At 68.3% G+C, this 21,618-nt stretch carries 2 protein-coding genes; both read right to left on the bottom strand.

Annotation, left to right across the window (positions count from 1 at the left end; genetic code table 11):
• On the bottom strand, nucleotides 1-10,722 hold a 10,722-nt coding region (locus ACTJJX_RS33880), incomplete at its 3' end, for an amino acid adenylation domain-containing protein (RefSeq protein WP_440782053.1).
• Nucleotides 10,723-21,618: non-ribosomal peptide synthase/polyketide synthase (locus ACTJJX_RS33875; RefSeq protein WP_034055588.1), on the bottom strand; the 10,896-nt coding region annotated here is incomplete at its 5' end.

The raw sequence follows: 21,618 nt of genomic DNA, 5'->3' as shown, positions 1-21,618 counted from the left end.
CGCCTTGCGATCCAGCTTGCCGTTCGGACTCAGCGGCATCCGCTCCAGCGCCAGCCACTGCGCCGGCACCATGTATTCCGGCAGGCTTGCCGCCAGGTGCGCGGCCAGCGCTTCGCGCCAGTCGCCGCCCTCGCTCTCCAGCACCACGTAGCCGACCAACTGCCTGCCGTCCACCGCCAGCACCGCCGCCTCGCGCACCCACGGATGCTCCAGCAGGCGCGCCTCGATCTCGCCCAGCTCGATGCGCAAGCCGCGCAGCTTCACCTGGTGGTCGATCCGCCCGGCGTACTCGATCACCCCGTCGGCGCGGTAGCGCGCCAAATCGCCGGTGCGGTACATCCGCTCCCCAGCCACGAACGGGCTGGCGACGAAACGCTCGGCAGTCAGCCCCGGACGCTGGTGGTAGCCACGGGCCAGGCCCCGACCGGCCAGGTACAGCTCGCCGAGCACGCCCACCGGCACCGGCTCCAGGTTGCCATCGAGGATGTAGCAGGCCAGGTTGGCGATCGGCCGGCCGATCGGCACCGCGTCCTTGCCCTCCTCCACGCAGGTCCAGTGGGTGACGTCGATGGCCGCCTCGGTCGGGCCATAGAGGTTATAGAGGCCGGCCTGCGGCAGCTTGGCGAACACCTGCTGCTGCGCGTCCGCCGGCAGCGCCTCGCCGCTGCAAACGATGCGTTTCAGGCTGGTGCAGGAGGCGACGTCTTCATCCTGCAGGAAGGCCTGCAGCATCGACGGCACGAAGTGCAGCGTATCGACCCCTTCGCGGTTGATCAGCTTCACCAGCTTCGCCGGGTCGCGATGGTCGCCCGGCGCGGCCACCACCAAACGCGCCCCGCTCATCAGCGGCCAGAAGAACTCCCAGACCGACACGTCGAAGCTGAACGGGGTTTTCTGCAACACCGTGTCACCGACGCCCAGGCCATAGGCCTGCTGCATCCAGCACAAACGGTTGCTCAGCGCCGAATGGCGGTTGCCGGCGCCCTTGGGCTTACCGGTGGAACCGGAGGTGTAGATGACATAGGCGAGGTTCTCGCCATCGAGATGAATATCCGGGTTCGCCTCACTGTAATCCTCGAACCAGGGCGCACCGCGATCCAGGTCGATCCGCTGCACGCCTTGCGCCAGCGGCAGCTTCAGGTGCGACTGGCTGAGCAGCAGCTCCACACCGCTGTCCTCCAGCATGTAGGCCTGGCGCTCCTCGGGATACTCCGGGTCCACCGGCACGTAGGCGCCGCCGGCCTTGAGGATCGCCATCAGGGCCACGACCATCTCGATAGAACGTTCCATGGCCACGCCCACCAGGCGGTCCGCGCCGATCCCGCGCTCGATCAGGGCATGCGCCAGGCGGTTGGCCCGGCGGTTCAGCTCGGCGTAGTCCAGGCGCTCCTCGCCGAAGGCCAGCGCCGGCGCCGTCGGTGTGCGCTCGACCTGCTCCTCGAACAACCGGTGCACGCCGCGTTGCAGCGGGTACTCGGCAGCAGTGGCGTTCCAGCCTTCCAGCAACTGGTAGCGCTCGGCGACAGCCAGGCTGTCCAGCTCGCCCAACGACGCCCCCGGGTTTTCGCACATCCCCAGCAACAAGCGTTCGAGGCGTTCCGCCAGGCACTCGATCGCCGCCTCGTCGAAAGCCTGGCGGGAATAGCTGTAGTGCAGTTCGAGGGTCTCTCCGGCGCTCACCAGCAGCGTCAGCGGATAGTGCGTCTGCTCCTGGTTGCTAAGCGCGTCGATCCGCATGTCCGCCGGTGTCTCTTCCGCCAGCGCTGCGGAAACCGGGTAGTTCTCGAATACCAGGATGTTGTCGAACAGGGCCTCGCCGACCTGCCCGGCCCAACGCTGGATGTCATACAACGGCGTGTGCTCGAACTCGCGCAGCGCCAGGTTTTCACCCTGCACCGCCTGCAGCCAGTCGCCAATCGGCTGCTCCGGACACGGGCTGGCGACCACCGGCAGCGTGTTGATGAACAGGCCGATCTGCTCCTCGATCCCGCGCAACTCCGCCGGACGACCGGATACGGTGGCACCGAAGGCCACGGTGTCCTGCCCGGTGAAGCGTTGCAGCAGTATCAGCCAGGCCGCCTGGACCAGGGTATTGAGCGTCACCTTCTGCTCACGGGCGAACTCTGCCAGGCGCTGGCTCGTGGTGACGTCCAGCTGCCGATAGCGATCGGCATGGCCCTCGGCACCCCGCACCCCGTGGGCGAACGCCGGAACCAGCAGGGTCGGCTCGCCCAGCCGCTGAAGGCGCTGCTTCCAGAACGCCTCGGTGCGACCCGCATCCTGGCGTTGCAGCCAGGCGATGTAGTCGCGATAGCGCCCATCCGAGCGCGACGGCGTCTCGCCGCGGTAGCGCTGCAAGACTTCGCCGAGCAACTGCGAGTTGCTCCAGCCGTCCATCAGAATGTGGTGATTGGTGTAGATCAGGTGGTGCCGGCGTTCGCCGGTACGCACCAGCACCAGCCGCAGCAGCGGCGCCTCGGCGAGTTCGAAGCCGAGCCCGGCCTCGCCGGCGGCGAGGGCATCGAGCGCCTCGGCGAGGTCCGCGCGGTCGCGCCAGTCGTGCACGCTGAACGGCACCTCGACGCGCTTGCGCACCAGTTGCAGCGGTTTTTCCAGCGCGCCCTGCCAGAGGAACCCGCTGCGCAGGACTTCGTGGGCATCCAGCGCCGCCTGCCAGGCCTCGCGGAAGCGTTGGGGATCCAGGCCTTCCACGTCCAGACGCATCTGGTTGATGTAGTCGCCGCTGTTCTGCTGGTACAGGCTGTGGAACAGCATACCCTGCTGCATCGGCGACAGCGGATAGAGATCCTCCACCTCGCCCGCCGCCAGGGGCAAAGCGTCCAGTTGCCGCTGGTCGAGCCCGGCCAGGGGGAAGTCCGAAGGGGTCACGCCTTCGACATCGGCGGCGCAACAATGCTCGATCAGCGCCAGCAGCTCGTCGCGATAGGCATCGGCCAGGCGAAGGATGCTCGCCTCGCTGAAACGCGCGGCGCTGAAGCTCCAGTCGATACCGAGCCGGCCGGCATAGACCTGGCCGTTGAGACTCAGCCAGTTGTCCAGCGGCGCGTCGCTGTCGCGCTCGCTGCCGGCCGCATCGGCGCTGGGACGGAACAGCGCGGAGGAATCGGCGGAGAAGCTGCCGTCGAACTGTCCCAGGTAGTTGAAGGTGATGCGCGGACTCGGCAGGGCCGCCAGCGCCGCCCGATCCTCGGCGCTGCCGAGGTAACGCAGGGCGCCGAAACCCAGCCCCTTGTGCGGAATCGCGCGCAGTTGCTCCTTGATCCGTTTGATCGAAGCGCCCAGCTCCGCCACCGGCGACAGGCGCAGCGGGAACAGGCTGGTGAACCAGCCTACCGTGCGGGTCAGGTCGATGTCCTCGAACAGCTCCTCGCGCCCGTGTCCTTCGAGCTGGATGAGGGTATCCGCCTGGCCGGTCCAGCGACCGATGACCCGCGCCAGGGCGGTGAGCAGCAGATCGTTGACCTGGGTCCGGTAGGCCGCCGGCGCTTCCTGCAACAACCGGCGCGTGGCCTCTTCGGTCAGCTCGGTACGTGCCGAACGGACATGCCGGACCGATTGCGCACCCTCGCGATCATCGCAGGGCAGTTCGGTGGATACGCCTTCGAGCTGCGCCAGCCAGTAGCCGCGCTCGCCCTCCAGGCCGCCGTCGCGGGCATGCGCCTGCAAGCGTTCGGCCCACGCCTTGAAGGCGCTGGTCTTGGCGGGTAGCGCAACGGCCTGGCCGGCCTGCAACTGGCGGTAGGCGGTCTGCAGGTCTTCGAGCAGGATCCGCCAGGAAACCCCGTCCACCACCAGATGGTGGATCACCAGCAACAACCGCTGGCTGCCGTCTCCGAGCGTCGCCAGCAGCGCGCGCAACAGTGGCCCGCTGCCCAGGTCGAGACTGCGCTGGACCTGCTCCGCCAGGGCTTCCAGCGCTTGGCCGTCGGCGACCGACTGCTGCCACAGCAACACCTCGCCGGCCTCGACCGCGCGGCGGTGTTCGGCGCGCCAGGTCCCGTCTTCGAGGCGGAAGCCCAGGCGCAACGCATCGTGGTGCGCCAGCAACGCCTGCAGCGCCGTTTCCAGAAGCGTACCGTCGAGTGCCTGCCCCGGCTCCAGCAGGACCGACTGGTTCCAGTGCTGGCGCCGCGGGATATCCAGTTCGAAGAACATCTGCTGGATCGGCAGCAGCGGCGTGCTCCCGCTGATCGGCCCCTGTTCGGCGCAGGCCAAGCCCCGGCCCTCGACGGCCACGCCGGCCAGGCCCCGGATCGTCTGGTGCAGGAACAGGTCCCTGGGCGCCAGCCGGATCCCGGCCTGGCGCGCGCGGCTGACCACCTGGATGGAAATGATCGAGTCGCCGCCAAGTTCGAAGAAGTTGTCGTCCAGGCCGACGCGGCCAAGCTTCAGCACATCCGCCCAGATCGCCGCCAGGCGCTGCTCCAGCTCGCTGCGCGGCGCGGTATAGTCCCGCTGCAGGCGGCTGGCGTCCGGGGCGGGCAAGGCGCGCCGGTCCAGCTTGCCGTTGGCCGTCAGCGGCAGGCGCTCGAGGAACAGCAAGTGGGCGGGCACCATGTGCTCCGGCAGGCTCGCCTTCAAGGCCTGGCGCAGCGTGTCGCGCAACGCGGCGGGGTCGCTTGGCGCCGCCTGCGTCACGACATAGCCGACCAGTTGCGTAGCGCCCGGCCCCTCGTGAGGCAGCACGACCGCCTCGGCCACGCCCGGCTGTGCGAGCAGGCGGGCCTCGATTTCGCCCAGTTCGATGCGGAAGCCGCGAATCTTGACCTGGTGGTCGATCCGACCGACGTACTCGACCACCCCGTCGCATCGATAGCGGGCCAGGTCGCCGGTCCGGTACAGACGTCCCCCAGTCGTGGAGAACGGATCGGCCACGAAGCGCGTGCAACTCAGCTCGGGGCGATTCAGATAGCCCCGCGCCAATCCCGCGCCCCCCACATACAGCTCGCCGATGCAGCCCCTGGGCACAGGGTTCAGCCCGGCGTCGAGCAGATACCAGGACAGGTCCGGGATCGGCTCGCCGATCGGACTGGCCGCCCCGCCGTCGAGATCCGCCAGCGACAGCGGACGATAGGTCACGTGCACCGTGGTCTCGGTGATCCCATACATGTTGACCAGGCGCGGCGCTCGATCGCCGAAACGCTCGAACCATGGGCGCAGGGCCTGCACTTCCAGCGCCTCGCCACCGAACACCACATGCCGCAGGGCCAGCGGCGGAACCTCCTGGCCGGCGCAGGCGACCTGCATCAGTTGCTTGAAGGCCGACGGCGTCTGGTTCAGCACCGTCACCCGTTCCCGGCACAGCAGGCGCAGGAAGTCCTCTGGCGAACGACTGGTCTCGTACGGGACGATGACCAGCCTGCCGCCATGCAACAACGCGCCGAAGATCTCCCAGACGGAGAAATCGAACGCGTAGGAGTGGAACAGGCTCCAGGCGTCGTCCGCGGAGAAACCGAACCAGTGCCGAGTGGCATCGAACAGGCGTAGCACGTTGCCATGCGGCAGCAGGGTACCCTTCGGTTTTCCGGTAGAGCCGGAGGTATAGATCACATAGGCCAGGTTATCGACGCCGACGGCGCTCTGCGGATCGCTCTCCGGGTAGCCGGCCCACTCATGCTCCGCGTCCAGCAGCAGGCAGGGCAGGCCCTCGCCGAGCGGCAAGCGCTCGCGCGCCGCGCGCTGGGTCAGTAGCAGGCGGATGCCGCTGTCCTCGATCATGTAGCCCAGCCGGTCGCTGGGGTAGCGCGGATCGAGCGGGACATAGGCGCCGCCGGCCTTGAGGATCGCCAGCAGACCGACGATCATCTCCAGGCTGCGCTCGGCCGCCAGGCCGACCAGCACGTCGGGGCCGACACCGAGCTCGATCAGCCGGTGCGCCAGGCGATTGGCCCGCAGGTTCAATTCGCCGTAGTCGAGCGCGCGTTCGCCGTAGACCACTGCCGTCGCCCGCGGTCGCTCGGCGGCCTGGCGCTCGATCAGGCGGTGCAGGCAGGACGCCGGGGGGAAGTCCTGCGGATGGGGGTTCCATTGCAGCAGGTCGGCACGCGCTTCGGCCTCGTCTAGAAGTTTCAGCTCGGCGATGCGCGCCTCCGGCCGGGCCACGATCGACCGGAGCAGGTTCAGCCAGTGGCCGGCGATGCGCTCGGCGCTCGACGCGTCGAAGAGATCGGTGGCATAGGTCAGTTCGGCAAGCAGGCCATTGGAGGATTCGTAGGTATCCAGGGTCAGGTCGAACTGCGCGGTCTGCACGTCCCAGGCCAGGTCCTCGACCTCGAGTTCGCCCAGGGAGGCGAAACGCGAACCGCGATGATCGTCGCGCTGGTGGTTGTACATCACCTGGAACAACGGCGCATGGCTGAGGCTGCGTTCCGGCTGCAACGCATCCACCAGTTGCTCGAACGGCAGGTCCTGATGACCCTGCGCTTCCACCACCGCCCGCCGGACCTGCCGTAGCAACTCGCGGAACGGCAGTTGCCCGTCGAGTTCGGCGCACAACACCTGGGTGTTGACGAAGAAGCCGATGAGCCCCTCGGTCTCCTCGCGATTGCGGTTGGCGATGGGTACTCCGACACGAATGTCATTCTGCCCGCTGTAGCGATGCAGGAGTGCCTGGAACGAGGCCAGCAGCAGCATGAACAGCGTGCCCTGCTCGGCCTGGGCCAGCCGCCGCAGGGCTTCGGCGAGTTCCGCCGGCAACGGGATGCCGATGCGCCGGCCGCGATGGCTCTGCTGCTGCGGGCGCGGCCGGTCGCTGGGCAACTCCAGCAACGGCTGCTCGCCGCCCAGGCGGGAAACCCAGTAGCCCAGTTGACGCTCACGCTCGCCGCCATCCATCCATTGGCGTTGCCAGGCCGCAAAGTCGGCGTACTGGATCGGCAACTCCGCCAGCGCGGGGGGCTCATCATGCCGAAGCGCGGCGTAGACGCGGATCAGTTCGTCCACCAGGACCTGCATCGACCAGCCATCGGCGATGATGTGGTGAAGAGTCAGCACCAGCACGCATTCGTCCGTCGCCAGCGGCAACAGCAGGACCCGCAGCAGCGGTCCGCGTTGCAGGTCGAACGGCCGATGGGCCTCGGTTTCCACCAGCCCCTTCAGGTCTTCGCCGGCCACCGGCGGTCGTCGCTCCTCGATGGCTATCGGCAGCGTCGGGTGGATGACCTGCCGCGGTGCGCCATCGTGTTCGACGAAGGTGGTGCGTAGCGTTTCATGGCGCTGCACCAGCAGGTCCAGGGCACCCTGCAGGGCATCGCGCCGCAGCGGTCCCTTCAGACGCAACGCCACCGGGATGTTGTAGGCCGCGCTGTGCGGATCCAGGCGCCAGATGAACCACTGGCGTTCCTGGGCGAACGACAGCTGCGGCGATGAGTCCCTGGCGCATCGGACGATCCCGCCCTGGGCGGCCGGCGCCAACTGCGCCACGGCCTGCGCATAGGCGCGCAGGGTGCTGTGCTCGAACAGGGTACGCAGCGGCACCTGCAGGTCGAGGCGGCGGCGTACCCTGGAAACCACTTGGGTCACCAGCAGCGAGTGGCCGCCCAGCTCGAAGAAGTTGTCGTCCCGACCGATGTGGCCGAGCTTGAGGACCTCGCTCCAGATCGCCGCCATGGCCCGTTCCAGCTCGCCCTCGGGCGCGACATGGGCGTCCCGGACCGCGCTCGCGTCCGGCAGCGGCAGCGCCTTGCGGTTGATCTTGCCGTTCGGCGTCAGCGGCAGGTTCTCCAGCAACAGCATGTGCGCCGGCACCATGTAGTCCGGGAGAACCGCCAGCAGGCTGTTCTTCAATGCACTGCGCAGTTCCTGCTGGCGCGCCGACTCGGCGTCGACCAGCGCGGCCTCGGTGGGCACCAGGTAGGCCACCAGGGACGGCCCGGCCACCCCCGGCTGGGCGACGACCACCGCCTCGCGCACGCTGTCCTGCTCCAGCAGGCGCGTCTCGATTTCGCCGAGTTCGATGCGGAATCCCCGGATCTTCACCTGATGGTCGATCCGTCCAAGGTATTCGATGACCCCATCGGCGCGGTAGCGAGCCAGGTCGCCGGTGCGGTACAGGCGCGAACCGTCGGCGGCGAACGGGTCGGGCAGGAAGCGTTCGGCGGTCAGGCCGGGGCGGCGATGGTAGCCACGCGCCAGGCCGTCGCCGCCGATCAGCAGTTCGCCGGCGACGCCGGGCGGACATGGGTTCATTTCGCTGTCGAGGATGTACAGACCGGTGTTTTCCAGCGGCCCGCCGAGGAACGGCCGGGCCTCTTCGCCGAGGCAGAACCGTGCCGACCAGATCGTCGTCTCGGTCGGCCCGTAGAGATTCCAGGTCGATGCCGACAATCCGCGCATACGCGCCGCCAGGTCCTCCGCCAGCGCCTCGCCACCGCACAGCAGGGTGCAGCCACGCAGCAGGTCGACACGCTCGCTGTCGCACAGCATCCGCCAGGTCGCCGGGGTCGCTTGCAATACCGTGACGCCCTGCCGCTCGACCAGATCGAGCAGGGCCTCGGGATCCTGGGCCTGCTCGCGGCTGGCGAGCAGCATGCTGGCGCCACGCGCCAGCGGTACGTATAGCTCCAGGCCGAAGATATCGAAGGAGAAGGTGGTCACCGACAGCAGACGGTCCCGCGCCAGCATGCCCGGTTGCCGGGCGATGCTGCAGACGAAGTTGGTCAAGGCTCGATGGCGGACCATCACGCCTTTCGGCTGGCCGGTGGAACCGGAGGTGTAGATCGCGTAGCAGAGACTGTCGGGCGCCTCCGGCAGGTCCGGGTTTTCCGCCGGGTAGCCGTGCACCAGTCGCTCCAGGTCGTCGAGCAGCAGGCTTTGCAGCCCATCCGACTGCGGCAGGCGCGCCAGCACGCTTTGCTGGCTGAGCAACAGGCGCAGTCCGCTGTCGTCGATCATGTACTGCAAGCGGTCCGCGGGATACTGCGGATCCAGCGGCACATAGGCGCCACCGGCCTTGAGCACCGCCAGCAGGGCCACCACCATGGGTACGCCGCGCTCCAGCGCGATACCGACCAGTACATCGCTGCCGACACCCTCCTCGCGCAGACGCCAGGCGAGGCGGTTGGCCAACGCATTGAGTTCGGCGTAGCTCAGGCGTTCCTCGCCGAACAGCAAGGCCGGCGCGTCCGGGGTCAGCCCGGCCTGGGCCTCGAACAGGCGATGCACACCCTGCCCGGCGGGATATTCGCTCGCCGGCAGACGGCTGCGTTGCAGCAGCGTGGCGCGCTCCTCGGCGTCGAGCAGCGGTAGGTCGCCGAGGCGTCTCCGCGGCTCGGCGACGACGGCCTCTAGCAGGTTGCGCCAGTGACGTGCCAGGCGCTCCACGGTCGCAGCCTCGAACAGGTCGGTGGCATAGGTGAATTCGGCGTGCACGCCCTGTTCCGATTCGTAGGTGTCCAGGGTCAGGTCGAATTGCGCGCTGTGCGCGCCCCACGAGAGGTCCTCGACGCTCAGCCCCGGCAACTGCGCCGCCAGCGACTGGCGACCTGCGGAACCCAGGTTCTGGTGGTTGTACATGGCCTGGAACAGCGGGCTGTGGCTGAGACTGCGCTCCGGCTGCAAAGCCTCGACCAGTTGCTCGAACGGCAGGTCCTGATGTGACTGGGCGCCGAGCGCGGCGACACGGGTCTGCTGTAGAAGGTCAAGGAACGGCATCTGCGTATCGAGATCGGCGCGCAGCACCTGGGTGTTGACGAAGAAGCCGATGAGCCGCTCGGTCTCGACCCGGTTGCGGTTGGCCACCGGCACGCCGACGCGGATCTCGTCCTGGCCGCTGTAGCGATGCAGGAGCGCCTGGAACGAGGCCAGCAGGAGCATGAACAACGTCGTCCCTTCGCGCTGCGCCAGCGCCTGCAACTGTCGGCCCAACGCCTGCGGCAACTGCAGTTCATGGCGCGCGCCACGGTAGCTCGGCAGCGCCGGGCGCTGGCGGTCAGTCGGCAGTTCGAGCACGCTCTGCCCTCCGCCCAGCCGCGCCATCCAGTACTCCAGCTGGCGCTCGCGTTCGCCGGCTTCCAGCCAGTGTCGTTGCCAGATCGCATAGTCCGCATACTGGATCGGCAAATCGGGCAGCGTCGCCTCGACGCCTTGCCGGCGCGCGCCGTACAGGGCAATGAGTTCCTCCACCAGTACCCGCATGGACCAGCCGTCGGCTGCCACATGGTGGATGGTCAGGGTCAGCACGTGATCGTCGGCCGCCAAGCGCAGCAGGCGCGCGCGAAGCAGCGGACCGTTACGCAGATCGAAGGGCTGTTGCGTCTCGCTTTCAACGAAAGCGCGAATCTGCGCCTGCGCGTCGTCGTCGCCCGCCAGCGTAACCGGGACGGGTACGTCGACCGACGCCAGCACCTGCTGGCGGAAGCCATCCAGTTGTTCGTCCTCGACGAACACGGTGCGCAGGCTCTGGTGGCGTTCGACGATGGCGCCCAGGCTGGCGGACAGCGCCTCGACGTCCAGTTCGCCACGCAGGCGCAGCGCCGAGGGAATGTTGTAGGCGGCGCTCTGCGGGTCCATCTGCCAGAGGAACCACTGGCGCTCCTGGGCATAGGACAACGGGATACGCTCGAAGGCCGAGGCCACCTCGGGAATCGGCAGGTTGGCCGGCGTCACGCCCTCCTCCTGCATCTTCGCCAGGTACAGCTTGCGCTTGTCGAGAGGAAGCGTGATGAAGCGCCGGGCAACCCGCAAAGCTACGCTCATGTCCATTCAAACTTCCTCCATTTCATCAAGCAGGGCTTCCAGCTTGTTCAGTTTCGATGTGTCGACCTGCCCACCGGCCTTTTCCAGATTGCTGACGAAAAGCCCCAGGGTCGGGAATTGGAACAACAGTTGGGGGGTGAGCTTCATGCCCAGCTCCAGTTGAATGCGCGAAATCACGTTGATGGCCAGCAGCGAGTGCCCGCCGAGTTCGAAGAAATGGTCGTCGAGGCCAACCCGCTGGAGTTTCAGCACCTCCTGCCAGATCGCCGCGACCTGGCATTCCAGCTCGCTGCGCGGCGCCACGTAGGCCTCCTGGAGGAGACTGGCGTCAGGCGCCGGCAGAGCCTTGCGGTCGACCTTGCCGTTGGGGCTCAGCGGCAGGCGTTCGAGGAACAGCAGGTGCGCCGGCACCATGTATTCGGGGAGGCTGTCGCGCAGCAGGGCCTTCAGCTCGTTGCGCAGCGCGGCCTGTACCTCCAGCGTGGCGCTAGCCAGCGCTTCCGCTTGCGGCACCAGATAGGCCACCAGCTGCGCCCCGGCAGCACCCTCGACGGCGATGACCAGGGCCTCGCGCACCGCCGGGTGCTCGCCGAGGCAGGCCTCGATCTCGCCCAGTTCGATGCGGAAGCCACGGACCTTGACTTGATGGTCGACCCGGCCGACGTACTCGATCACCCCGTCGGCGCCGTAGCGTGCCAGATCGCCGGTGCGGTACAGGCGGCCGCCGCCCTGCTCGTCGAACGGATCGGGAATGAAGCGTGCGGCCGTCAGGTCGGGACGCTTGAAATAGCCACGCGCCAGCAGCTCGGCGCCGATCACCAGCTCGCCGACCGCCCCGACCGGCGCCGGTTGCCCGGCATCGTCCAGCAGATAGATAGCGCGGCCCGGCAGCACCTTGCCGATCGGCATGGTCGCCGGGATCGCCTTGCTGCCGTCGACGTAGGGCGCGCAATCCAGGGTGGTGACCGTGACGGTCGCCTCGGTGGGGCCGTAGGTGTTGAGCAGGCGCACATGCTCCAGCCCGGCGGCCTTCCATGCCACCAGGCTTTCCGGCGGCATCGCCTCGCCCCCGGCGTGGACCTGACGGAGCGCGCCGTAGTCGCGCACGCCCTGGTTGGCGAAGTCCTTGGCCAGCATGTTCCAGTAGGCGGTAGTCAGGTCCACCGTGGTGATGCGTCGCTCGACGATCTCCCGGTACAGCGTCTCGCTGTCCCAGATCTCGGTGCCGCGCAGCACCACCGAGGCGCCACAGGCGAGCGGTGGGTAGAGCTGCTCGACGAAGCCGTCGAAATTGAAGGTGGAGAATTGCAGCACCCGGTCGTCCGGCCCGATGCCGAAGAACTCCAGCGAAACGTGGGTATGCCGCGACAGGCTCTCTCGGCTGATGCCGACGCCCTTGGGACGGCCGGTGGAACCGGAGGTGAACATCACGTAGGCGAGGTTCTGCGGATGCGCCCGCAACTGCGGGTCGCTCGCCGGACGGTCCTGCCAGTCCCACGCCTGGTCGAGCGCCAGGCAGGCGATCCCAGAGGCCGCTGGCAGGCGTTGCAGCAGGTGGCTCTGGCTGAGCAACAGGGCGATGCCGCTGTCCTCGATCATGTAGCCGAGGCGCTCCTGCGGATATTCCGGGTCCAGCGGTACGTAGGCGCCGCCGGCCTTGAGCACCGCCAGCAGGCTGACGATCATTTCCAGCCCGCGCTCGACGGCGATCCCAACCAGCACGTCAGGCCCCACGCCCAGCTCGATCAGGCGGTGGGCCAGGCGGTTGGCCTGGGCGTTGAGCTCGCCGTAGCTCAGCTGGCGCTCCTCGAAGAGCAATGCCACCCGCTCGGGCTCCATCGCCGCGCGGCTGGCGAACAGCTGCTCGACGCTGCGCTCGTCCGGATAGCGTCCCGGGTTGCGCCCCCAGTCGAAGATCGCCTGGCGCCGCTCCGCTGCTTCCAGCAGCTGGAACTCGGCCAGGCAGGTGCTGGCCGGACGCTCGACCATCTGCGCCAGCAGGTGCGTCAGGTGACGATCCAGGCGCGCCACGCTGGCGTCGTCGAAATGCTCGCGGTCATAGGCGAACTGCAGTTCCAGGCGCTGCCCCAGGCTTACGCTGAGGGTCAACGGGTAGTTGGTCTGCTCGTGGTTGCCCACGGCACCGAAAGCCAGGCCTTGCGAGGCCTGCTGCTGGAGCATCTGCGAAACGGGGTAGTTCTCGAACACCAGGATATTGTCGAACAGCGCCTCGCCGCCCTGCCCGGCCCAGCGCTGGATGTCGTACAGCGGCGTGTGTTCGAATTCGCGCAGGGCCAGGTTCTCGCCCTGCACCGCCTGCAGCCACGACGCCAGGCTCTGCTGCGGAAGCGGGGTAGCGATGACCGGCAGGGTATTGATGAACAGGCCGATCTGCTCCTCGATACCGTTCAGTTCCGCCGGGCGACCGGCGACAGTAGCGCCGAAGGCCACGCTGTCCTGTCCGGTATAGCGTTGCAGCAACATCAGCCAGGCGGCCTGGACCAGGGTGTTGACGGTGATCTTCTGCTCGCGGGCCAGCTCGGCCAGGCGCCGGGTCTGCTCGCCATCAAGCTCGCGCAACCGTTCCGCGTAGCCCTTGCCGCGCTGCCTGGCCTGGACGATCGACTGCCCCAGGCGGGTCGGCTCGTCCAGTTGGCGCAGGCGCGGCAGCCAGAAGGCCTCGGCGAGCGCGGCGTCCTGGCGCTGCAACCAGGCGATGTAGTCGCGATAGCGGCCGCCGGAGCGCGGCGGCGTCTCGCCACGGTAGCGCTGCAGTACCTCGCCGAGCAGCTGCGAGTTGCTCCAGCCGTCCATCAGGATATGGTGATTGGTGTAGATCAGGTGGTAGCGCTCTTCGTCCGTGCGCACCAGCACCAGGCGCAGCAGCGGCGCCTCGCTCAGGTCGAAGCCCAGTCGGCCTTCGCCGGCGGCCAGCTCGTCGAGGGCCGCCGCCAGGTCCTCGCGACCGCGCCAGTCAAGTACGCTGAACGGCACTTCGACACGCTTGCGCACCACCTGCAGCGGCGTCTCGAAGGCGCCCTGCCAGAGGAACCCGCTGCGCAACACATCGTGCTCGTCCAACGCCGCCTGCCAGGCCGCGCGGAAGCTCTCCGGATGCAGACCGTCGATGTCGACCCGCAGTTGATTGATGTAATCGCCGGCCTCCTGGTACAGACTGTGGAACAGCATGCCCTGCTGCATCGGCGATAGCGGGTAGAGGTCCTCGACTTCGCAGGGCGCCAGCGGCAATTGGTCGAGACGCGCCTGGTCAAGGCGCGCCAGCGGGAAGTCCGAGGGCGTCAGACCCTGGCCCTCGGCCACTCGGCAGTGGGCAATCAGCGCCAGCAGTTCGTCGCGATAGGCGTCGGCCAGGCGCTGGATGCTGGTGGTTTCGAAGCGCTCGCCACTGAAGCTCCAGTCGATGCGCAGTTCGCCGCCATAGATGCGTCCGTTCAGCGCCAGCCAGTTGGCCAGCGGCGCGTCCGGGCTCTGGTCGTCGCCGGCGCGCTCGCCGGCCGGAACGAACAGTGCGCCCTCGTCCATGGCGAAGCTGCCGTCGAACTGGCCGAGGTAGTTGAAGGTGATGCGCGGCACCGGCAACCCGGCCAGGGCTGCCTGGCTCGCCGCGCTGCCCAGGTAGCGCAGGGCGCCGAAGCCGATGCCCTTGTTCGGCACCGCGCGCAGTTGCTCCTTGATGCCCTTGATCGATGCGGCGATGCCCTCGGCCGGCGTCAGGCGTAGCGGGAACAGGCTGGTGAACCAGCCCACCGTGCGCGTCAGGTCGATCTCGGCGAAGAGTTCTTCGCGGCCATGCCCTTCCAACTGGATCAACGCATCGACCTGCCCGGTCCAGCGGCAGATCACCCGCGCCAGCGCGGTCAACAGCAGGTCGTTGACCTGGGTGCGGTAGGCGGCCGGCGCTTCCTGCAGCAATTGCCGGGTCGCCTCGGCGTCCAGTCCGCAACTGACCGAACGGGCATGGCGGTTGCTCTGGTCGCCCAGCGGGTCGAGGCACGGCAGGTCGCTGGAGGCGCCCTGCAATTGCCCTTGCCAGTACGCCAGTTCGCCATCCAGGCCGCCGTCACCGGCAAACGCCCGCAGGCGCTCGGCCCAATCCCTGAAGGCGCTGGTCTTGGCCGGTAGCTCGACGGCCTGACCCGCCAGCAACTGCCGGTAGGCGGTCTGCAGGTCTTCGAAGAGAATACGCCAGGACACGCCATCCACTACCAGATGGTGGATAACCAGCAGCAGGCGCTGGCTGCCGTCGTCGAAAGTCGCCAGCAGGGCGCGCAACAACGGCCCATCGGCCAGGTCGAGACTGCGCTGGACTTCGTCGGCAAGCGCCCGCAGCGCCGCCAGGTCGGCGACCCGAGCGACGCGGAGCAGCGCCGCAGCGCCCTCTTCCACACCCCGGTGGCGCGCCGTCCAGCCGGCCGCCTCGCGGGTGAAGGACAGGCGCAACGCATCGTGGTGCGCCAGCACGCCCCGCAGGGCCTGCTCAAGGTGCCGGGCATCGAGCGGCTCGCGGGCTTCCAGGAGTACCGACTGGTTCCACCAGTGGCGCTCGGCGACCTCTTCGGCGAAGAAACCCTGCTGGATCGGCAGCAACGGCGTGACGCCGGTCACCGGTCCCTGGTCGATCGCCAGCACCTGCGTACCGCTCTCGGCCAGCGGAGCCAGGGCACCGATGGTCTGCGCCTCGAAGAGCATCTTCGGAGTGAAATGGATGCCGAGCTGGCGCGCACGGCTGACCACCTGCAGGGAAATGATGGAATCGCCGCCGATCTCGAAGAAGTTGTCGGCCAGGCCGACCTGCTCCAGCTTCAGCACCTCCGCCCAGATCGTCGCCAGTTGTCTTTCCACTTCGCTGCGCGGTGCCTGGTAGTCGCGTTGCTGCTGGTCGGCACTGGGCTTGGGCAGGGCCTTTCGATCCAGCTTGCCGTTGGGGGTCAGCGGCATGCACGCCAGGAACAGCAGATGCGCCGGCAACATATACTCGGGCAAGCGCTCCTTCAGCGCCTTGCGCAAGGCGTCGCGGCAGGCCGCCTGGGCACCGGCATCCTCGACCAGCGCCGGATCCTGCGGGACCACGTAGCCGACCAGTTGCTGGCCGCTGGCACCCGCCTGGGCGACCACCACCGCCTCGCGCACCGCCGCCTGCTCGCGCAGGCGTGCCTCGATCTCGCCCAGCTCGATACGGAAACCGCGGATCTTCACCTGGTGGTCTACCCGTCCCAGGTAGTCCACCACGCCATCCGCCCGCCCACGGGTCAGGTCACCGCTGCGATACAGGCGGCTGCCGGGCGCGCCGAAGGGATCCGGCACGAAACGTTCGGCGGTCAGTGCCGGACGCTCCAGGTAACCGCGCGCCACGCCTTCCCCGCCAAGGTACAGCTCACCGGCCACACCGACCGGCAGCAGGTTCAACTGGGCATCGAGGATGTAGCCACTGCGATTGCCCAGCAGCGTACCTATCGGCATGTAGGCGGCGCCACAGGGGTCGTCCGGGCGGGCTTTCCAGAGCAGCGGGGTGACCACCGTTTCGGTCGGTCCGTAGCCGTTGAACAGGTATTGCGGGCGTAGCGCGCGCCAGGCCAGGTCGTAGCTGGCCTGCGCCACCGCGTCGCCGCCGAAGCAGTAGACCCGGGCCGCCGGCGGGTTGCCGTCGCGCTCGGCGTGCTCGGCCAGTTGCTGCAGATAGACCGGCGGGAACACCGCGACGGTGACGCCGTGGCGATGCATCTGCGCGTAGGTCTGCTCCGGCAGCCACAGGCTGTCGTCGCGGATCAGCACCCGCGCACCGTTGATCAACGGGTGCATCCAGCCTTCATGGGAGCCGTCGAAGGCGAACGACATGAAGTGCAGCTCGCAGTCCGCCGGGGTCATCTCGTAGCGCTCGCCGGTAGCCACGATGTGCGCCGCCAGCGGGCCGTGGGACACTGCCACGCCCTTGGGCATGCCGGTGGAGCCGGAGGTGTAGATCACATAGGCCAGGTTGTCGCCATGCAGCGCCACCTCTGGATCATGGGCGGGGAAACCGGCCCACTCCTGTTCGCGGTCCAGACACAGGCAGGACAGCCCGTCGGGAATCGGCAGTCGGTCGAGCAGGTGGCTCTGGGTCAGCAGCAGGTGCGCGCGGCTGTCCTGCATCATGTACAGCAGGCGTTCGCGCGGGTACTCGATGTCCAGGGGCACGTAGGCGCCGCCGGACTTCAGCACGGCGAGGAAGGCAATCATGATTTCCGCACTGCGCTGCATGGCGATCGCCACCCGCACCTCGGGACCGACGCCGCGGGCGATCAGCGCATGTGCCAGGCGATTGGCCCGGCTGTCCAGCTCGGCGAAGCTCAGCACCTGGTCGTCGAACAGCACCGCCGGCGCGTCCGGGGCCAGGCGTGCGCGCTCCGCCACCCGCTGGTGGATCAGCGGCGAAGCGGGGAAGCCCGACTCGCTGCGGTTCCACAGCGAATCGATCAGCGCGCGCTCCTCGGCATCCAGCAGGCTCAGCTCGACCAGAGTCCGTTCGGCGTTGTCGACGAAGCCTTCGAGCAAGTTCAGCAGGTGCCGGTCCAACTGCTCGACCGCGGCATCGGAAAACGCCTGACGGTCATAGCTGTATTGCAGCGACAGACTGTCGCCGACGCCCAGGGCGACGGTCAGCGGGTAGTTGGTCTGTTCATGATTGCTCACCGGGCCGAAGCGCACGCCGCCTGGCGACCCCTTTTCCAGGGCTTCGGCCACAGGGTAGTTCTCGAATACCAGCAGGCTGTCGAACAGCGCCTCGCCGAGCCCGGCCCAACGCTGGATCTCGAACAGCGGCGTGTGCTCCTGCTCGCGCAGCGCCAGGCTGCGCGCCTGCACCTCCTGCAACCAGTCGGTGAGGCGCATGCCCGGTTGCGGTGTGGCGACCACCGGCAGGGTATTGATGAACAGGCCGATCTGCCTTTCGATCCCGGCCAGTTCGGCGGGACGGCCGGCGACGGTGGCGCCGAAGACCACCGTATCCTGCCCGGTGTAGCGTTGCAGCAGTAGCGACCAGGCGGCCTGCACCAGGGTATTGAGGGTCACCGCGTGCCGCTGGGCGAACGTCTTCAGGCGCGCGGTGCGTGCCGGCGGCAGGCTGCGCTGGAACTGGCCGCTGCCGACCTGCTCGCGCTCGGCGGCGACCGCCTGGGCCAGGCGTGTCGGCTCCAGCAGTTCCGCCAGTTGTTCTTTCCAGAATGCTTCGCTGACGCGCTTGTCCTGTGCCTGCAGCCAGGTGATGTAGTCGCGGTAGCGCCCACCCGTGCGCTCGGCCTGTTCGCCGGTGTAGCGAGCGAGCACCTCGCCGAGCAGCTGCGCGCTGCTCCAGCCATCCAGCAGGATGTGGTGGTGGGTGTAGACCAGGTGGTAGCGCTCTTCGTCCATACGCACCAGGACCAGCCGCAGCAAGGGCGCCTGCTCCAGCTCGAAACCCCGCCGGCGTTCGCTCGCGGCCAGCTCGTCGAGAGCCTCGGCGAGCGCTTCGCGACCACGCCAGTCATGCTCGGCGAACGGCAGTTCGAGGTGTTTGTGGATCACCTGGAGCGGCTGCTCCAGATCGCCCTGCCAGAGGAAGCCGGCGCGCAGGATGTCATGACTGTCCAGCGCCGCCTGCCAGGCGGCGCGGAAGCGCGCGGGATCGAGTCCATGGACGTCGACTCGGAGCTGGTTCAGGTAATCGCCGGAAGCCTGCTCGTAGAGCGAGTGGAACAGCATGCCGTGCTGCATCGGCGACAGCGGGTAGATGTCCTCGATCCGCGCCAGAGGCAGGCGATCCAACTGCTCCTGGCGCAACGTCGCGAGAGGGAAGTCCGACGGCGTGGCGCCGACGTTGCCCTCCTGGCAGCAATGCTCGATCAGCGCGTGCAGCTCCCGCGCGTAGTCATCGACCAGGCGCTGGACGGTCGCCTCGGCGAACATTTCCCGGCTGAAGCTCCAGTGCAGGCTCAGCTCGCCGCCGTAGACCTGGCCTTCGATGCTCAACCAGTTGGCCAGCGGGGCGCACGGATCCTGGGCGGCGCCGGCGCTTTCCGTGGCCGGTACCAGCAGCGCTGCTCCATCGAACTGACGGTCGAACCGGCCCAGGTAATTGAAGGTGATCCGCGGCTGCGGCAGTGCGGCCAGGCGGGTCGCAGCCTCCTCTCCAGCCAGGTAGCGCAGCAGGCCGTAGCCGACGCCCTTGTCCGGCACGCCGCGCAGTTGCTCCTTGATCGCCTTCAGCGACTCGCCGAGGTCCGCGGCCGGGGTCAGGCGCAGCGGGAACAGGCTGGTGAACCAGCCCACCGTGCGGCTCAGGTCGATGGCCTCGCCGAGGTCCTCGCGGCCGTGCCCTTCGAGCTGCACCAGCACGCTGGCGTCGCCGCTCCAGCGGCAGGTCGCGCGGGCCAGGGCGGTCAGCAGCAGGTCGTTGACCTGGGTCCGGTAGGCCGCCGGGGCTTCCTGCAGCAACTGCCGGGTACGCTCGGCGTCCAGGGTCAGGACGAGCTTGCGCTCATGGCGGTTTTCCAGGGCGCCGTGCGGGTTTTCGCATGGCAGCGCATGCGGAGCGTCGTGCAGTTGCGCCTGCCAGTAGTCGAGTTCGTCCAGGCGCGCGCCGGCCTGTTCGTGCAGGTGCCGGCTCCAGGCCTGGTAGGAACTGCTACGCGGCCCGAGATCGGCGTCGAGGTCGGCATAGAGACGCTGCAGGTCTTCCAGCAGGATGCGCCAGGACACCCCGTCCACCGCCAGGTGGTGGATGACCAGCAGCAGGCGCTGGCTGCCGTCGGCCATGTCCACCAGCAGCGCACGCAGCAGCGGCCCCTGTTCGAGGTCGAGGCTGCGCTGGGCTTCTTCGCAAAGCGCCAGCAACGCCTCCTCGGACCCCGCCTGCCGGCGCCACAGCGGCTCGCCGGCCTGCTCGGCGTAGGCCTGGTGCCAGGCGCCGCGCTCTTCGCGGAAACGCAGGCGCAGGGCATCGTGCTGCGCCTGCAGGCGTTCCAGGGCACGCCCCAGCCGGTCGCCGTCGAGCGGCTGGCGCGCCTGCAACAAGAGAGACTGGTTCCAGTGCTGGCGGTTGGGAATCGCCCGCTCGAAGAACCAGCGCTGTACCGGCGCCAGCGCCACCTCGCCGCTTGCCGGCCCCTGTTCCGCCGTCGCCGCACCCGCCTTGGCCGCCAGGGCCAGGCTGCGGATGTTCTGGTGCTGGAACAGGTCGCGCGGGCTCAGTTGCAATCCGGCCTGGCGCGCACGGCTGACTACCTGGATCGAGACGATCGAGTCGCCGCCGAGGCTGAAGAAGTTGTCGTCCAGGCCGACCCGCTCGACGCCCAGCAGGTCCTGCCAGATTTCCGCCAGGGTTCGCTCCACTGCGTTGCGCGGTGCGCTGTAGCCTGCCTGCGCCACGCTTACTTCAGGCGCCGGTAGCGCCTTGCGATCCAGCTTGCCGTTCGGACTCAGCGGCATCCGCTCCAGCGCCAGCCACTGCGCCGGCACCATGTATTCCGGCAGGCTTGCCGCCAGGTGCGCGGCCAGCGCTTCGCGCCAGTCGCCGCCCTCGCTCTCCAGCACCACGTAGCCGACCAACTGCCTGCCGTCCACCGCCAGCACCGCCGCCTCGCGCACCCACGGATGCTCCAGCAGGCGCGCCTCGATCTCGCCCAGCTCGATGCGCAAGCCGCGCAGCTTCACCTGGTGGTCGATCCGCCCGGCGTACTCGATCACCCCGTCGGCGCGGTAGCGCGCCAAATCGCCGGTGCGGTACATCCGCTCCCCAGCCACGAACGGGCTGGCGACGAAACGCTCGGCAGTCAGCCCCGGACGCTGGTGGTAGCCACGGGCCAGGCCCCGACCGGCCAGGTACAGCTCGCCGAGCACGCCCACCGGCACCGGCTCCAGGTTGCCATCGAGGATGTAGCAGGCCAGGTTGGCGATCGGCCGGCCGATCGGCACCGCGTCCTTGCCCTCCTCCACGCAGGTCCAGTGGGTGACGTCGATGGCCGCCTCGGTCGGGCCATAGAGGTTATAGAGGCCGGCCTGCGGCAGCTTGGCGAACACCTGCTGCTGCGCGTCCGCCGGCAGCGCCTCGCCGCTGCAAACGATGCGTTTCAGGCTGGTGCAGGAGGCGACGTCTTCATCCTGCAGGAAGGCCTGCAGCATCGACGGCACGAAGTGCAGCGTATCGACCCCTTCGCGGTTGATCAGCTTCACCAGCTTCGCCGGGTCGCGATGGTCGCCCGGCGCGGCCACCACCAAACGCGCCCCGCTCATCAGCGGCCAGAAGAACTCCCAGACCGACACGTCGAAGCTGAACGGGGTTTTCTGCAACACCGTGTCACCGACGCCCAGGCCATAGGCCTGCTGCATCCAGCACAAACGGTTGCTCAGCGCCGAATGGCGGTTGCCGGCGCCCTTGGGCTTACCGGTGGAACCGGAGGTGTAGATGACATAGGCGAGGTTCTCGCCATCGAGATGAATATCCGGGTTCGCCTCACTGTAATCCTCGAACCAGGGCGCACCGCGATCCAGGTCGATCCGCTGCACGCCTTGCGCCAGCGGCAGCTTCAGGTGCGACTGGCTGAGCAGCAGCTCCACACCGCTGTCCTCCAGCATGTAGGCCTGGCGCTCCTCGGGATACTCCGGGTCCACCGGCACGTAGGCGCCGCCGGCCTTGAGGATCGCCATCAGGGCCACGACCATCTCGATAGAACGTTCCATGGCCACGCCCACCAGGCGGTCCGCGCCGATCCCGCGCTCGATCAGGGCATGCGCCAGGCGGTTGGCCCGGCGGTTCAGCTCGGCGTAGTCCAGGCGCTCCTCGCCGAAGGCCAGCGCCGGCGCCGTCGGTGTGCGCTCGACCTGCTCCTCGAACAACCGGTGCACGCCGCGTTGCAGCGGGTACTCGGC

This window comes from Pseudomonas sp. 22490 (genome assembly GCF_052044465.1).
GTDB lineage: Bacteria > Pseudomonadota > Gammaproteobacteria > Pseudomonadales > Pseudomonadaceae > Pseudomonas > Pseudomonas aeruginosa.
The sequence above is the reverse complement of the archived record's forward strand: the minus strand, read 5'-3'. Positions and strand labels throughout refer to the sequence as shown.